This window comes from Fulvivirga sp. M361 (assembly GCF_007097395.1).
Lineage (GTDB): Bacteria > Bacteroidota > Bacteroidia > Cytophagales > Cyclobacteriaceae > Fulvivirga.
Genome location: NZ_VKDC01000018.1, coordinates 223,623 through 238,075, shown reverse-complemented (window position 1 = coordinate 238,075; position 14,453 = coordinate 223,623). Strand labels below are relative to the sequence as shown.

General features: G+C 40.9%; 13 protein-coding genes. 6 read left to right on the top strand and 7 right to left on the bottom strand.

All coding sequences use genetic code 11. The features are described 5' to 3' along the window. Positions 1-579 precede the first annotated feature (579 nt). Both FNH22_RS19265 and FNH22_RS19260 read left to right on the top strand, forming a co-directional pair. Positions 580-1,074 carry a hypothetical protein gene (locus FNH22_RS19265; RefSeq protein ID WP_143400060.1) on the top strand — a complete coding sequence of 165 codons (495 nt, stop codon included), beginning with the start codon at positions 580-582 and terminating at the stop codon, positions 1,072-1,074. Between the two features lie 12 nt (positions 1,075-1,086). Next, on the top strand, positions 1,087-2,664 hold the full coding sequence (locus FNH22_RS19260) for an FAD-binding protein (RefSeq protein WP_143400059.1): 1,578 nt from the start codon (positions 1,087-1,089) through the stop codon (positions 2,662-2,664). A 326-nt stretch (positions 2,665-2,990) separates the two neighbouring features. Here FNH22_RS19260 and FNH22_RS19255 read toward each other — a convergent pair whose 3' ends face one another. After that, positions 2,991-4,301, bottom strand: a complete 1,311-nt coding sequence (locus FNH22_RS19255; RefSeq protein ID WP_143400058.1) for a M43 family zinc metalloprotease — start codon at positions 4,299-4,301, stop codon at positions 2,991-2,993. Positions 4,302-4,660: 359 nt separating this feature from the next. Between FNH22_RS19255 and FNH22_RS19250 the strand changes: the two genes are divergently transcribed. From FNH22_RS19250 to FNH22_RS19235, 4 genes are all read left to right on the top strand, one after another. Continuing rightward, positions 4,661-5,104 carry a nuclear transport factor 2 family protein gene (locus tag FNH22_RS19250; RefSeq protein ID WP_143400057.1) on the top strand — a complete coding sequence of 148 codons (444 nt, stop codon included), beginning with the start codon at positions 4,661-4,663 and terminating at the stop codon, positions 5,102-5,104. A 5-nt stretch (positions 5,105-5,109) separates the two neighbouring features. Further along, on the top strand, positions 5,110-5,610 hold the full coding sequence (locus FNH22_RS19245) for a DOMON domain-containing protein (protein WP_185154307.1): 501 nt from the start codon (positions 5,110-5,112) through the stop codon (positions 5,608-5,610). Between the two features lie 68 nt (positions 5,611-5,678). Further along, entirely contained in the window at positions 5,679-6,686 is a 1,008-nt protein-coding gene (locus FNH22_RS19240) for a sensor histidine kinase (RefSeq protein ID WP_143400055.1), read from the top strand. Then, positions 6,683-7,444: a LytTR family DNA-binding domain-containing protein gene (locus FNH22_RS19235; protein WP_143400054.1), complete on the top strand. Its 762-nt coding sequence runs from the start codon at positions 6,683-6,685 to the stop codon at positions 7,442-7,444. Before FNH22_RS19240 ends, FNH22_RS19235 begins: the two co-directional genes overlap by 4 nt. 5 nt (positions 7,445-7,449) lie before the next feature. On the opposite strand, the gene FNH22_RS19230 is transcribed toward FNH22_RS19235, so the two are convergent. The 6 genes from FNH22_RS19230 to FNH22_RS19205 all read right to left on the bottom strand — a co-directional run bounded on the left by FNH22_RS19230 (position 7,450) and on the right by FNH22_RS19205 (position 14,450). After that, positions 7,450-7,995: a DUF4136 domain-containing protein gene (locus tag FNH22_RS19230; protein WP_143400053.1), complete on the bottom strand. Its 546-nt coding sequence runs from the start codon at positions 7,993-7,995 to the stop codon at positions 7,450-7,452. Positions 7,996-8,058: 63 nt separating this feature from the next. Beyond that, positions 8,059-8,481: a response regulator gene (locus FNH22_RS19225; protein WP_143400052.1), complete on the bottom strand. Its 423-nt coding sequence runs from the start codon at positions 8,479-8,481 to the stop codon at positions 8,059-8,061. A 272-nt stretch (positions 8,482-8,753) separates the two neighbouring features. Next, positions 8,754-9,704, bottom strand: coding sequence for a DUF6268 family outer membrane beta-barrel protein (locus tag FNH22_RS19220; RefSeq protein WP_143400051.1), 951 nt, complete (start codon positions 9,702-9,704; stop codon positions 8,754-8,756). Then, positions 9,701-12,781: an efflux RND transporter permease subunit gene (locus FNH22_RS19215; protein ID WP_221420308.1), complete on the bottom strand. Its 3,081-nt coding sequence runs from the start codon at positions 12,779-12,781 to the stop codon at positions 9,701-9,703. The genes FNH22_RS19220 and FNH22_RS19215 overlap by 4 nt, the downstream gene beginning before the upstream one ends. Further along, the gene (locus FNH22_RS19210; RefSeq protein WP_143400050.1) at positions 12,781-13,872 is read right to left on the bottom strand and encodes an efflux RND transporter periplasmic adaptor subunit; all 1,092 of its coding nucleotides are present in this window, start codon (positions 13,870-13,872) and stop codon (positions 12,781-12,783) included. The genes FNH22_RS19215 and FNH22_RS19210 overlap by 1 nt, the downstream gene beginning before the upstream one ends. Beyond that, positions 13,872-14,450, bottom strand: coding sequence for a TolC family protein (locus FNH22_RS19205; protein ID WP_143400049.1), 579 nt, complete (start codon positions 14,448-14,450; stop codon positions 13,872-13,874). Before FNH22_RS19205 ends, FNH22_RS19210 begins: the two co-directional genes overlap by 1 nt. Between the last annotated feature and the right edge of the window lie 3 nt (positions 14,451-14,453).

The window sequence follows — 14,453 nt, the reverse complement described above, 5'->3', positions numbered from 1 at the left end:
ATAGTAAAAAAGAACTGATCGAAAGAATCTACCAGGGAATAAGTGCCATCAATGAAGAACCCGTCGTATTCAAATGGAAATACAAAATGGATGATTTGATTATTATTTGATATGATATTTAAAGAACGGTGTACTAGTTTCGTAAGCTACAGGCATACTGTTGATAATCTCTATTTAATACATTTTTTAACTTATAAATAGCCAATGAAATATTAATTTTAAATAAATATTATAATTTTAACATTAATAAAAAATATAATATTCTTATAGATGACGTGTTGTTTTTACTTTCTGTTTAAAACCTATAAACCTAACTTTCCTCATTCGCTTTTCAACTTCAAGCATAAGAAGTGGGATAATTACAGATGTTTGTCAGAAATTTCACATATATTGTTTTTAAAGATAAATTAATTGCAATTCAACATGGATGATGTGAGCCAACGGTACAATTCCGGGGGACTTATTTTTCATAAATAATTAATTATTAAACATTTAATAATGAGGTTTTCAATAATCAGCTTTAGACTCTTGCTACTGATTCTTTTTGTCAGTTTTTTTATCAGCTGCAGTAAAATAGGAATGTATTCTGTGATTCTGCAAAGCCCGGTTCAACACGAGAAAGAAGAATTAAATGAGTTGGAAAGTAAAATTTACCGCTATAAAAAAGTGAATTTCCCTGTATCTATAACAGACATGAGCGAAAGTACCAGGACGCAGAAATATCAAGCATTTCAACAACTGCCGACACATCAGTTAGACACTACAATAAAAATGAATCTTACCAGTGTACCCGCACAAGCCATCGTTCAAACACCGATTTGTAATAAGGGAATCGCTATGGTCATTCACAAGAACTCACGACTTCGAAAACGAGGAAAACTGCTGGATATAAGTTTGGAATATGTTTGTGTTCAAGAAGATATCAATATGAACTGGATCTCGGATGGAAAATATCTGATTGAGCCCATAGGTGATGGTGTTTGCTCATCGGGTTTCCATTCTATCGAATGGATGTTTTACAACGCGGGCACCCCGAAATTAGCCAGGGTTTTATATGTGTGTGGTGAGCGTTAATTAAACTATTTTATGAAAATATCAACAGACAGAATTCCTCGCACAGAATTGAGCACATGGCATAGCAATGGTCCTTTCCCCATCGAATTGATGTATCGGGCTCAACAAAAAGGAGAAGTGAGTTATGACTTGCATTATGCCACAGTTATAGAAATACAAGGATTGTTGAAAGAATGTTTGGAAGAAGGAAAACGATTTCGTGCCATTGGTTCTCGATGGTCACTAAATGACATAGCGTTTAATGGCAGTAGGATCCATGCCAATGCAGCGTTAGATATTCGCTTACCAATTACAAGCGATCAGTTACACTTGGCGAATCAAACGATTAAATATGATAATTTGGTATTCAGCCAATGCGGAGCTACGGTGAACCAATTAAATGTGTTTTTAGAGGATCGTCAAAAATCATTAAAAACATGTGGAGGCAGTAATGGTCAAACCATTGCCGGAGTCATTTCGACCGGTGTACATGGCAGTGGTTTAGAGCGTCAGTGTATGTCAGACTATGTGAGGGGAATGCATTTAATTATTGGGCCGGAAGAAAATGATCGTGTGTACATTGAGCGTGATTCAGAACCAATTCTGAATGATGAATTCGTCACGAATCAACTACGTAGTCGTGTGATACGTAATGATGCGCTTTTTAATGCTGCTCTGGTTGGTTTAGGGTCTTTTGGCTTTATTGCGGCTGTTGTGCTTGAAGTGGAAGATATTTATTCTTTGAAGCGCTATATTAAACCTATCGAGTACAAAGACGCCATTCAATTACTTCAAACATTAGACTTTAAAAACTCCGCGTTTCAAGTGAAAGAAGAGTTGAATGATGAAGGAGAACCCATTATCCCCTATCACTTTAAGCCTTATATCAATCAATATACTAAAAAGAACACCGTAGCTGAAGTTATTTACAAAATTCCTTATCAAGCAGGCACTCGTTCTGAATATGATATCGCCACGGAGCTACATCCTGATATGTTTAGTATCATTCATTGGGCATTGGAAAAAAGTGAAGGGAAGCTTACCAGGCTTATTACAAAGTTGTTGCAGGGACAAGTATTCCCTGATCCTAAAAAAGAGATTAAACCGGTAATTGGAACCCTGGGAGATATTTTTCATCCGGTAGATTTTGATTCACCCGGTTTTTCTTGGGCCATTGCAGTTGATCATTCCAAAATAAGTGATGCCATGGCAGTGTTTTGCGGTATATTTAAAAATCATAAAGTACCTGGTTTATCAGCCATTAAGCTAGTTCAACAGACTAAATCGACCCTCGGGTTTACCCGTTTTCCTCTAAGTGCCGTGATTGGCTTGGATGGCATCCAATGGAATCCTTTCGGAGATTTAAGGTCTCAGGAGGAAGTTGAACAAGTAATTATAGAAACTTTTGTCAATGCCGGTATTGAGTTTACGGTCCACTGGGGTAAGAATACGGACTGGAACCGTCCTGATTTGGTTAAGACGATGTACGGAAACGATAAAGTGAATGAATGGAAGCTACAACGAAACAACCTGCTTCGACCGGAAATGATGGAGGTATTCGACAATGATTTTTTGCAACGTGTGGGGCTAAACAAGGAACGGATTGCTTAGTCAATTCTTTTGGTGAAAATTGGATGACGTACCATAAAACCATCTGACATGAGCGCGGAGAATAGGTGAAAGTTTGTTGCAAAACTTAGACATGGATTATGAAAACAACGACTGAAAAAGATTTTGACTGTGTTAGTACCGTTCGAAAATCCCGTGAAAGGATCGTACAAGATACCAAAGGAAAATCTTCAAAATTAATCGACATTTTGTGACAAATGCCCAAAAATTTCCGCAATACGAGGTACGAGTATTTAATACAAGATCAGATATATAAACTGTATGTTAGCCTGCGCATAATCGAGGTTCAATATCTCAATTAAAAGAAATTATTTTCTGATCACCCTGTGCCACTCGGCTTTATTCTCAACAGGTACTTTTATAATGATCGTTTTGGGGAGTTGCCCCGGAAGTCTTGTGGTGTGATAGGTTTGATTTCCAACAGGCTTAAGCGAAACTTTGCCAAGGTAGTAACCAGACAGGTCATATAATTCTATATTTTCAGTAAGCCCTGCCTTTTCGGGCATGTGAATAAACAGCTGATCCTCAAAGGGGTTTGGATAGACACTTGTCTGTTGAACTATTGGTTCAGGGATGTTAAGCACAGGATCAGGAGGAAATAATCCTTTAGAGGTAAGAAGAGACTTTCGTCTTGGACTGTTTTCAAGGACTGTGCGCATGCGTTTGACCTGATCCCTCGTGAATATATTCATGCAGGCATCGTCGCTGTAATCCATATAATTTTCAATCATAGCCTTGGACCCATCACAGGCAAGTTTGTTAGCAGGACAACCAGTGGTAAGATCAGACGTAGGGGGAGTATCTTCACAAAAGTCATCACCATTGCACGTACCTTCGAATTTCGCAGGCCCCCAGGTGTGGTACAACCCAAGGAAGTGTCCTGCTTCATGTGTCCCCGTTCTTCCAAGGTTATAACTTGATTCAAGATCGACCCTTCCAAAATGATTGGCATTAATGGCTATGCCATCGAGATCTCTGACTGCAACACCATGTACTGTCTCAAATCCTGGTATGATAAGTTCCTCTTGCCCATCAGGAAGGGGAATTAGATCCGTTATCGGAAACCTTGCATATCCCAATCCGAAATCAGGAATGGAAGGCACCGAATAAACATTGAGGTATTCATGTGGATCCCATACATTGAAACTCCAGCCAACTGCAAGCAGGTCTCCACTTAAGTTAAGATGGTCGGATGTGGTCATATCGATGCGCACAATGCCGTTAGTCGGTTCACCATCGGGAGAGGTTTTGGCTAATATGAATTCAATTCCGGCGTCTGCCCCATCCGGATGTTCGTTGTATCCAGATGTACCTTCTTTCTTTCTGAAGTCCTGATTCATCACTTCTATTTGTGAATGTATTTGCTCTTCGGAAAAATTAAAGCCCTCTCCCATGGGGTCCCCCATATGCAGTACATGAACCACTACCGGAATACGATAGATCACATCAGAGGTAATGCTGTACCCTCGTTGTACGGATTTGGATTGTAGCCAGGATTCAAAAAATTCAAAATCACCAGGATCTTTCACCAGGCAGTCCTGTCTTTGATCGACAGACTGGGCGGAAATACATTGGATTACCACTAGGCTGATAAGAGCGCTGATCTTTATCCGTTTCATTATAAGCAATTTTAGCCTTTGGTATAAACAATACGTACAAAGATCTTAATGGTTGAGATACTGTCATGAGAGGCCAACGTTCATAGCGTTTCATGTAATACAATGTCTAAATGAAATTAGTTTGGACATTATTCCAAATCGACCTGATATACTGGGTCAAAGCGAAACATACTACAAACCGGCTACCACCCTGCATTTACCACGGATCTTCCCGGTCAAACTTATCCATTGTGGTAGCACGCTAATTTTTCGCTCCGCAGGTTGTGCGTTTGGCAACAAGAATTGCATCGTTTGTTACAATTTAACAAGCGTCGTTATTGGTATCCCGTCTTAAACTGTAAAATCAAACGGATATAATTATGAAAAAGAATTTGTTTCTGATTACGGTGATCACAGGGATCATTACCGTCGTAGTTGTTTTTACCTTATCGGCAAAAGGTGACATACTCAGTGAAAATGAACTCAGAAAAACAGCCAAGAAATTTGTAAAAGTTGTCGATGATAACAATGCAGAGGCATTAGAAAAAATGCTACACCCACAATTGATACAGTATGTTCAATTGGGTGAAGATCTAATTCCTTTCAAGGCTGCTGACCTCATTCAAATGGTTGCTGATAAGAAGATTGGAGGTACACCCAGAGAGGTTACTTTTGAATCATCCACTATCGTACGAGGTAAAACAGCCAGCGTTGTGGTGAATGCAGTCAGTCATGAATATGATTTTATGTACCAGTTGTCAATGGTAGAATCAGAAGGCCAATGGCTTATTGTTGGGATCCTGGTCGATATCCAAAAGGTATAGGTATAATGAGACTACTAAAAGTATTGGCGCCTATGTTTTTCCCCTTTGCGTTGATGGCGCAAGGGGAATCTTTAAAGGTGGGTGGAATGGAATTTTCCTACGCAGTGAGAGGAGATTCAGTAGATATCTCACTCTCTGCCCCGACACTCGGTTGGATAGGCCTGGGGTTTAACGATCAGAATAGCATTGTAAGAAGCGACCTGTTACTTTTCCATGTAGTAAATGGCAAGACTGAGGCGATTGATATGCATGTAGTGAGCGCAGGTAACCCTAAAAAGGACACCGCATTAGGAGGATGGCACTCAATCAGGATCAAAGGTGGGCAGGAAACTGGTAGTAAAACTATTGTCCATTTTTCCATTGCACTTCGTAACGATGACTGGTATGACTATCAACATGAATTGTCGAACGATTTTTGGCTGATCCTTGCCTATTCCACTCATGACGAGTTTGCGCATCATTCCAGCATGAGGAAGCATGTAAAATATCGTTTTGAGAATAATTGAATTAACTTTGAAGCGTGATTTTTTTTAAGCGTAAACATCTTATTTACAATTTCCTTATTTGGTCTTTGGTGGCAGTATTTACTGCCACTCAACTTTTTTTAAAAGGGTTCCAGTCAGGATCTGAAGGTACCAGTTGGATAGGCCATTTTCGAATACAACTGCTTGTTTGGTGGGTTTGGGGGGTGATCACACCACTCATTTTTTGGCTGGTCAATCGGTTCAGAATTGATAAAGGTATTTTGCTTAAAAGCATTTTTTTTCATCTTTTTTCATCCGTATCCATTGTGGCCATTTACCTCGCCTTTTATTCAATCATTTGGAATACAGTGGCATTGAATTCGCTTACCTATCCAATGTTCCGGACCATTTACATTGCCCTGTTCTTAAACCTCTTTCACTGGCACCTTTTTATTTATATGGCTATTTTGGGAGTGATGCACGCACGAGAATTCTATTTTGAGGTGAAAGAAAAAGAACTGCGGAGTATTCACTTAGAAAAAGATTTATTAGAGAGTCGGCTGATGACACTAAAAATGCAACTACAACCTCATTTTCTTTTTAATGCTTTAAATAGTATCGTCAGCTCTATCCATCGTGAAAGGTTGGATACTGCTATTAACATGACTACAGGCCTGGGTGAATTATTGCGAATATCGCTGGCTGAGGCAGACAAGGAATTAGTACCCCTTTCTAAAGAGTTACATCATTTAAAAACCTACTTAAACATTGAAACACATAGATTTAAGGATCTGGAAATAGTCTATGATGTTTCAGAAAAGCTTATGGATAAGTTGGTTCCAAACTTTTTACTACAACCCATTGCAGAGAATAGCATCAAACATGGTATCTCAAAACAGCAGGATGCCAAAAAAATTACTGTGGCCATTAAGCAGCAAAAAGGTGCAGTTTTGATCAGTATTTTTAATGAAGGCCCTCCATTAGCGAAAGAAAAAAGCGAAGGAATCGGGATTTCCAATATTAAAAAACGACTACAAACTTCTTATGAGAAAGGGGCTTCGTTTGCTATGAAAACAGTTCAAAACGGTGTGTTAGCTGAAATACACCTGCCAGTATGAAGTATACAGTCTTAATTGTAGATGACGAAGAGGATGCCAGGGAACTGCTAAAAGTTCACCTTAAGCGACATCCGGACCTTCAGTTGGTGGGTGAGGCAAGCAACGGCTCTGAGGCGCTGGAGTTCATAGAAAAAAAACAACCGGAAATTGTGCTTTTAGACATACAAATGCCGGAAATGAATGGAATTGATGTGGTGGAAAGAACTGAGGCCTCCCCGGTTTTTGTTTTTGTAACGGCTTACGACCAGTTTGCAGTGAAAGCCTTTGAGTTGAATGCGCTGGACTATCTTCTTAAGCCTATTTCCAACAGCCGCTTTGATCAAACGATTCTAAGAATTAAATCAAACCTTCAACCTTCCCAGGGGAAAGAATATAAAGACCTGGTAACTCATGTAGCTGCGACACTTTCCGGGCGAAAAGGGTACTTGCAGCGCTTTACCTATCGATCCGGACTAAAAACGGCCTATATTTCAACGGACGAAGTAACGATGATTTCATCTGCTGATCAATACGTGGAGATCCATACCACAGATAAAAAGTATTTACTGAGGCTTAGTATGGATTATCTTGAGCATGTACTGGATCCGGCCATTTTTTTCAGGACGCACCGCTCATTCATTATTAAGGTGGACGAAGTATTGTCAGTTGAACAATATGAACCTAGAAATTTTATTATTCATTTAAAAAGTAGCCTCACAGCGAAGCTTACACGAGATAAAAAAGACGACTTGAACAGGTTATTAACCGGAAGGCCATAACACTCTTATTCAGCAGGATATTTTTTAAACATCTTCCTGATCATTTTCTCCACCTTCTTTTTCCTGTTACCTGGTTTTATACGCAGAAAAGACTCTCCCATCCACACTCCCGTCCAAACAATTTTGTCACTCTTTTTATCTATAATTTTTACTACCAGTCGGGCTTTTTTTCCTTCTTCTAAAGATGTGGTATATACAGGGCCTACATACATGTTACTTGACCCCGGAGCCATATGATTCCTGGAGTAAACCATATACGAATGTTTTTTTACATCGATTACTTTTCTGAAGCCTATACTAACTTCTACAATGGCATCGGCTTGGCCCGTCATCTTTTGCATCCCTTTTTTACCCAAGTTTTCAATTAAGACCTTAGCTATATAGGGCGGGTTTTTAAATTTTCGAACCAGGTGATAACTTGATTCACTAAAGTCAAACGTTTTCAATGATTTAAAATCAAAATCTTTATTATAAACTACCGAGATCTTTTTTTGAGCAGTAACAGTGCAGTAAATCAAGGTGAGACAAATGATAAGGTGAAGTTTCCTCATCTGAAAAATTTTAAATAATCGACAATTTGCTGAAATAGACTACAAGTGATCGGGCGGTCAATTTTATTGATTTGCCTTGTCAGACTTATGAGAATCAAAAAAAGATGTCCAAAGTTTTTTGGCCTTTGACAGATCAAAGGGTTTAATGAAATAATCAGTTACTGAAGGGAATTCCTTAGCTTTTGCTATGTCCTCCGGGTTATTCGAAGAGCTTATAAAATAAACGAGTGATTGAGGGTATTTCTGCCAATACAAGGCTTCATACCTTTCAACGAACTTGAAGCCATTCATAATAGGCATATTTATATCCACGAAGATCAAATATGGGAAGTCTATTTGTGCTGTTCTTAGAAAGTTGAGCGCTTCTATACCGTTCTTCGATTCGAACAAGTTGGTATGATCAAAAACATGCCTAATGAGTGATATGACAATCATTCGATCAATCTCGTTATCGTCGATAATTAGAACATTAATAACTTTTTTCAAGGTTCCGTAGTTTTTGTTTTTGATTTCTCATAAAACGGAGGGAATTTTCACCGGAAAATGTAATAGAAATCGCGGTGCACGAGCGCTCTTCTTTTGTTATAAGAGAGCGTCGCAAAAGACGCTCCCTTATAACCTTTATTCGTTCTTTGCCTTGGAAAACGGGCGGCCTTAATTATTTTTAACCACACTATAATGCGTCATGATTTTGGTATTTAAGATGAAGGAAGACCGGAAAGTGTGTAGATTACGCATTAGATAAGCCTATATAATTATCAATTGGTTTCTTTTTCAGGTGGTATAATGGCAATCCCAAACCGGAAGTATTGGCTATTGGCTATATCATAATTATCATCGTCAAATAGACTGCCCTGAAGTTCTACCCTTCGGGCCACCGAAACACCTCCGGAAGCTTCCAGTTGTATAACTTTACCTATCCGATAGCTTAGAGAAGGCCCGATGATAACCCTGGTATAGACCAATTTATCAACGGGTTCCGTAGCGTTGAGAAAGTTGGTCCTTGAATAATTGACATTATAGCGTGAACCACTGGCTGCCATCTGTAACCCTGCAGTAAACCTTCCAAAAAAGCGATCATAAGTGATATTTCGAGGTAAGAGTACCTGGAATTTGCTGTTTTCTGAGCGGATTGTTAATTGTAGTGTTGGGATCAAAATAGGCTCTCCAAACCTGGACGTGAAGGCGATACCCCCTCCGTATGACAAGCGGTCAGACTTTTTCTTAACAAATTGTAAAAGACCATTGAAAAGGAAATCATCCCATTCCAGCGCTGTGTTGAACGTAGAAGATAACGTAGGATTTAGTGAAACTAATGCACTCCAGTTATTGGCTAACGGATGAAATGCCATCACGCGGTAACCTATGAGATGAAGGTGCTGCTCATCCAAACCCAAATTGAGATTATTATCTGTAAAAGTGGTCACCAGCCGATATTGAAGTCCGTTGATTAAAATGGTCTTCTCATTTTTAAGTCGCTTGGGAAGATTCAGAAAGAAATTATATTCATTTACTTCTACTTCCTGGTCCAATGGTGAGTCTGTTATTTGAGCACCTGGAAATCTTGTAAAGCTGATTCCTGCCAGTTGAAGGTCTTGTGACCAGGTGGGTAAGCTGCTTAATAAGAGTAGCCCACATACTATGTTCCATAGTAGTTTATAAGAACGCATCTTAAAGTAATTTTTTATATAGTGTATCGGAATACTCATAGTATGGCTACTTTATAAAATAATTTGTAAAGCACTGGCACCAATACCAGTGTGATAACCGTTGCAAAAAGCAACCCGAAGATGATGCCTATCGCGAGGGGTTCCCACATGTCACCTCCCCCCAGCCATAGGGGAATTAAACCCAAAGAAGTAGTAAAGGTAGTGAGTAGAATGGGACGGAATCGTTCCTGTGCAGCGACTAATATGGCATCGTATGGAGTTCTTTTATTCTCATCCAGCTCCAATTGGATCCGATCGATAAGTACGATGGCATTATTGATCACAATACCTGATAGAGAAATGATGCCCAGGAATCCGGTGAAGCTCAAATTGGTACCGGTGATCAACAGTCCACCCACAACACCAATGATCCCAAAAGGAACGGCAAGTAATACGATGCTACTTTTTCGTAGGGAGTTAAATTGCATCACAAGAAGCAGTACGATGATGAAAAATGAAATGGGAAGTTTGGCCATGACCGCCCCCATTGCATTACCGCTTGCTTCGGACTCTCCTCCAAGTTCAAAGGTATAATCACTCCCCCATTCATCCCGCTGCCCGTTCAGCCATTTCAATAATTGGCCAGTGATCTCAATGGCCGTATATCCAGTCTGTAGCTGAGATTCTACTGTAATGGTTCTATTAAGATCGCGCCTGATAATTTTAGCCAACTGCCAGTCCACACTGATATCTGCTACCTGGGCCATCGGCACAGTTTTACCTGTTCGTTGGCTGTATATACTCAAGCCTTCAATATCTTCATATGCTACTTCAAGACTACCTTCCGTTCGCATGGCTATGGGAATGTTGTCCTCTTCTTCGCGGTATTCCCCTACGGTATAGCCAGACAAGGTAGTGTAAGAAGATAACGCAACATCCTGATTGGTCAATCCATTGTAACTAAGCTTCGATTGATTGATATCTACATAAACCTTCTTAATTTTTGGGCCCCAATCATCATCTACATTGCTGCTTCCGGCAATTGTCCGTAGCTGATTCTTCGTTTCGGAAGCAATCCGGGTTAACTTTTCTGCATCAGGCCCACTAATTCTGACTTGAATGGGGACACTGGCCCCACCCCCGCTCGTTAGTCTTTTTACCGTGACTTTGGCATCTGGAAGATTATTAAAAGCAAACGCATTGATCCGGTCGATGACCAACTGATTATCGTTACCGGAAGATGTATTGACCAGCAAATGTGCGTAGTTAGACTGTTTTTGGTCAGGCTGATAACCCAAATCATAAGACTTAGGGCCTTCACCAATGAAAGAAGACCAGCTCCGTACACCCTGAGACCTCTCACTATTGATGAGCAGGCTGTCAGACAGGTACCTTTCTATCTTTAAGACTTGTGAATCGGTCGTTTCTAAACTTGTACCGGTGGGTAATATAATATCAACGGTAACAAGGTTACGATCACTATCCGGCATAAACACGAACCCAAGTTTACCCATACCTACAAATGATAATGCGAGACACCCCAGAACCACCGACAAAATCAAAATGGGTTTAGACAATGACCAAACGATGATTTGCCTGTAATGAATATTGAGTTTTTCGAAGAAACCTGGCTTTTGATTACTGCTGTTTGACTTAACTTTAATGAACAGAATAGCCAGCATGGGTACAATGGTCAATGCCATTAGCCATGATGAGAGCAACGTAATGGTGATTACTGAAAATAATGGCCCCATAATCTCCCCCATAATTGAATCTGCTATGAAAAAAGAAAGAAAGGCCGCCGAAGTAGTCAAAGAACTTGTCAATAAAGGCACCATCAGCTCTTTGCTGGAAGAAACCGCAGCATCGAGCGCCTTACTACCTCTTTCCATTTTCACCATCATCGATTCAGCCATCACGATGGCATTATCTACTAACATTCCTAATGCCATGATCAGTGCGGCAAGTGAAACCTGGTTGAGTCCAATGTCAAACGCTCCCATTAAAAACGAAGACATCACAATGGCGGCGGGTATCAAACTTGCTACGACAATCCCTGTTCTAAGCCCAAGGAACATCAGCATAACGGCCAATACAATGACAACACTTTGAATGAGGTTAGAGAGAAAATCACTAACACTTTTAGATACTGAGGTATCCTGTGAGGCAATTCGCTTTCCTGTGATACCCACAGGAAGGGTTTGGTTGAAGCTGTCAAGTAATTCGTCAACCTCTTCGCCTAATTGAATAATATTGGCTCCTTCTTTCAGTGAAATATGCAGTCCAATAGCTGGCCGGCCATTCATCCTTGCTATGGTTTCCCGAGGAGAGATGTAGTCTTCATATACTTCGGCTATATCTTTCAAATAGACTGATTCTCTGCTGTTTCCCACTGGAATAAGCATATCCTGAATGTCCTGGATGGTTTCAAAATTTCCGGAAGGCTCCAGAATGACGCGTTCATCTTCTATACTGATCTCACCTGCTGGTATAATAATATTTGTGCCGGATATGGCATTCTTAAGCTCATTAGCAGACAACTCGATTTTTGCCAGTTCTGCATCGTTATAATCGATAAATACGCGTCGTTCCGACACACCAGAAAGCTCTACTTTAGCGGCATCTCTTAATCGGATCAGCTCATTTCTAAGTTTATCTGCATACTTCTCCAACTCCTTGGGTTCGTATCCGTCATTTGCTAAACCTACCGCTATACCATAGGTAATTCCTAAGTCCTCGTCTTTCAAATCCGGGCCTACAGTAACTCCTGAAGGCACAACTACATTGTCAATTTTCCTTCTTAGACGGTCCCAAATGGGTCTAAGCTCCGACTCTCCAATATTTTCTTTCAGAGCAACTTTAACAATGGAGATACCTGTTCTGGATTCACTTTGGATATAGTCTACTTCAGGAATCTCTTGTACTACTTTTTCCAGTGGGTCAGTTACAAGAAGCTCCATTCTTTCGGGGCTCGCCCCAGGGAAAATCGTGACGACGCTTGCCATTCGGAGCGTAAAAGGTGGCATACTATCTCTTGGTAATGAAGTATATCCCGTAACCCCCAGAATGAGGACGATCCCCATGAGCAAATAGGTAACACGATTATTATTGATGGCAATAGCAGTAAGGTTCATCATTATTGCGTTAGAAGTGTGACTTTCATTCCATCATAAAGTGTCCTCAGACCAGCAATAGCTACGATTTGATCCTCTGTCAAACCAGACCTCACGATAAACCCTCCGGAAGTGAGACTGCCAATTTCTACGATCTTTTTTTTTGCTTCATAGACCTGATCACTCAGTGGGTTCAGGAGGTACACAAATTGCCCGTTTTGATCTTCGCCCACTGCCTTTACAGGGACTATGAGTTGCTTTTCCTGGTTCTCATCGCCGAAGGTGAAGGTGACCTCTACCGGCATCCCTGGCCTTACCTGGTTTGAAGGATTATTAATTGAAGTGATTACCGGATATGTACCTCCGGAAGAGGTATAACCTACTTCGGTAATGACCCCGTCAAAATTGCCGGATAGCGTGGGGATCCTTATGTTAGTTGGGCTTCCTTGCTTCAACTTGCTGATGTACTTCTCAGGTACACCGGCTTGTGCTTCTATATCCCTGGAACCTTCCCTGCTCATGGTCAGGATGGGCTGACCAGGCCTGACTACTTCGTTAGTCTCTACACTTACTAAAGACACAATGCCAGACATTGGAGCTGCGATGGTGGTATAGGAAACTTGTGACCGCTGCAGGTCCAACCTCTTCACAGAGATCTCATAGGAGCTTTGCGCACTGGATAACGTACTCTTTGCCTTCTCGTAATCACTTAATGAAGCATTATTGGTTTGGTAAAGTTGCTGGGCACGTTCAAAGCTGGCGGAAGCAGTTTCCAGCTGGACTTTGGCATTTTTTACATCCGCTTCAGCCTGCTGTAGTGCGAGTAAGGCATCCGTTTGGTCTAACTGTGCGAGTAGTTGCCCCTTTTTTATACGTTGGCCTACTACCACATTCAATCTTGTAATCAACCCTCCGGTGCGAAAACTCAATTTAGTCTCCGAACCGGAGTGCGTGATCCCGTTAAAGGTCCGTGTGGTTAGACCTCCAAATGATTCCACCACTCCGCATTTGATAGGTTTGACCAATGCTGCCTTTTCTGACTCACCTGAATTTTCGCATCCATAAAGAAAGGTGAGTGAAAGGAGTGCCAGGTAGGCATGTTTCAATGTTTTCATTAGTTCTGATTCGTTAAGTATTGTTGAAATCGGTTATTGAATGCCTGAAGCTGATCTTCGGGCATTAACATGATAAAGGAACCCACGTTGAATTCTAATTGAAGGTGGGCCTGGATATATTCATAGATGGAAAAGGCGGCCGCTAACCGGGCTTCCAATGCGGTCTGCTGCGCATCTATCAATTGAGTAATCGTTACCTGACCCTGTTTGTAATTTTCCTGGATCAACTCAAAGTTCTCACGGGCACTCTCTGATGCAGATTTGCTAAATCGAATGTTTGTACTGGCACTCAATAAATCAAGTACGCCGGCACGAACGCCCAGTTCCAGGCTCTGATCGAGTAGTGTTTGGGAATAATCCAATTGATCAAGGCTGACCCTGGATTGTTGAATAGCCGCCTTTCTGCTGAGTCCGTCAAAAAGCGGGAATGAAAGTGAGATCCCTGCAAACCAGGAATTGTCTTGTAATTCATTCATTCCTAATGCCATAGCAGAAGCATCCAGTGTAGAGCCTACCCCTCCTCTGCCTAAAACCCGGGAGGTCTGTGCCTGTATCGCCACTGTGGGTGTATAAAGCAATCT

Excerpts from the sequence above, each read along its gene's own strand:
- FNH22_RS19265 (WP_143400060.1), top strand. The coding sequence starts at position 580 with ATGTATTCTGTGATTCTGCAAAGCCCGGTTCAACACGAGAAAGAAGAA.
- FNH22_RS19260 (WP_143400059.1), top strand. The coding sequence starts at position 1,087 with ATGAAAATATCAACAGACAGAATTCCTCGCACAGAATTGAGCACATGG.
- FNH22_RS19255 (WP_143400058.1), bottom strand. The coding sequence starts at position 4,301 with ATGAAACGGATAAAGATCAGCGCTCTTATCAGCCTAGTGGTAATCCAA.
- FNH22_RS19250 (WP_143400057.1), top strand. The coding sequence starts at position 4,661 with ATGAAAAAGAATTTGTTTCTGATTACGGTGATCACAGGGATCATTACC.
- FNH22_RS19245 (WP_185154307.1), top strand. The coding sequence starts at position 5,110 with ATGAGACTACTAAAAGTATTGGCGCCTATGTTTTTCCCCTTTGCGTTG.
- FNH22_RS19235 (WP_143400054.1), top strand. The coding sequence starts at position 6,683 with ATGAAGTATACAGTCTTAATTGTAGATGACGAAGAGGATGCCAGGGAA.
- FNH22_RS19230 (WP_143400053.1), bottom strand. The coding sequence starts at position 7,995 with ATGAGGAAACTTCACCTTATCATTTGTCTCACCTTGATTTACTGCACT.
- FNH22_RS19220 (WP_143400051.1), bottom strand. The coding sequence starts at position 9,704 with ATGAGTATTCCGATACACTATATAAAAAATTACTTTAAGATGCGTTCT.
- FNH22_RS19215 (WP_221420308.1), bottom strand. The coding sequence starts at position 12,781 with ATGATGAACCTTACTGCTATTGCCATCAATAATAATCGTGTTACCTAT.
- FNH22_RS19210 (WP_143400050.1), bottom strand. The coding sequence starts at position 13,872 with ATGAAAACATTGAAACATGCCTACCTGGCACTCCTTTCACTCACCTTT.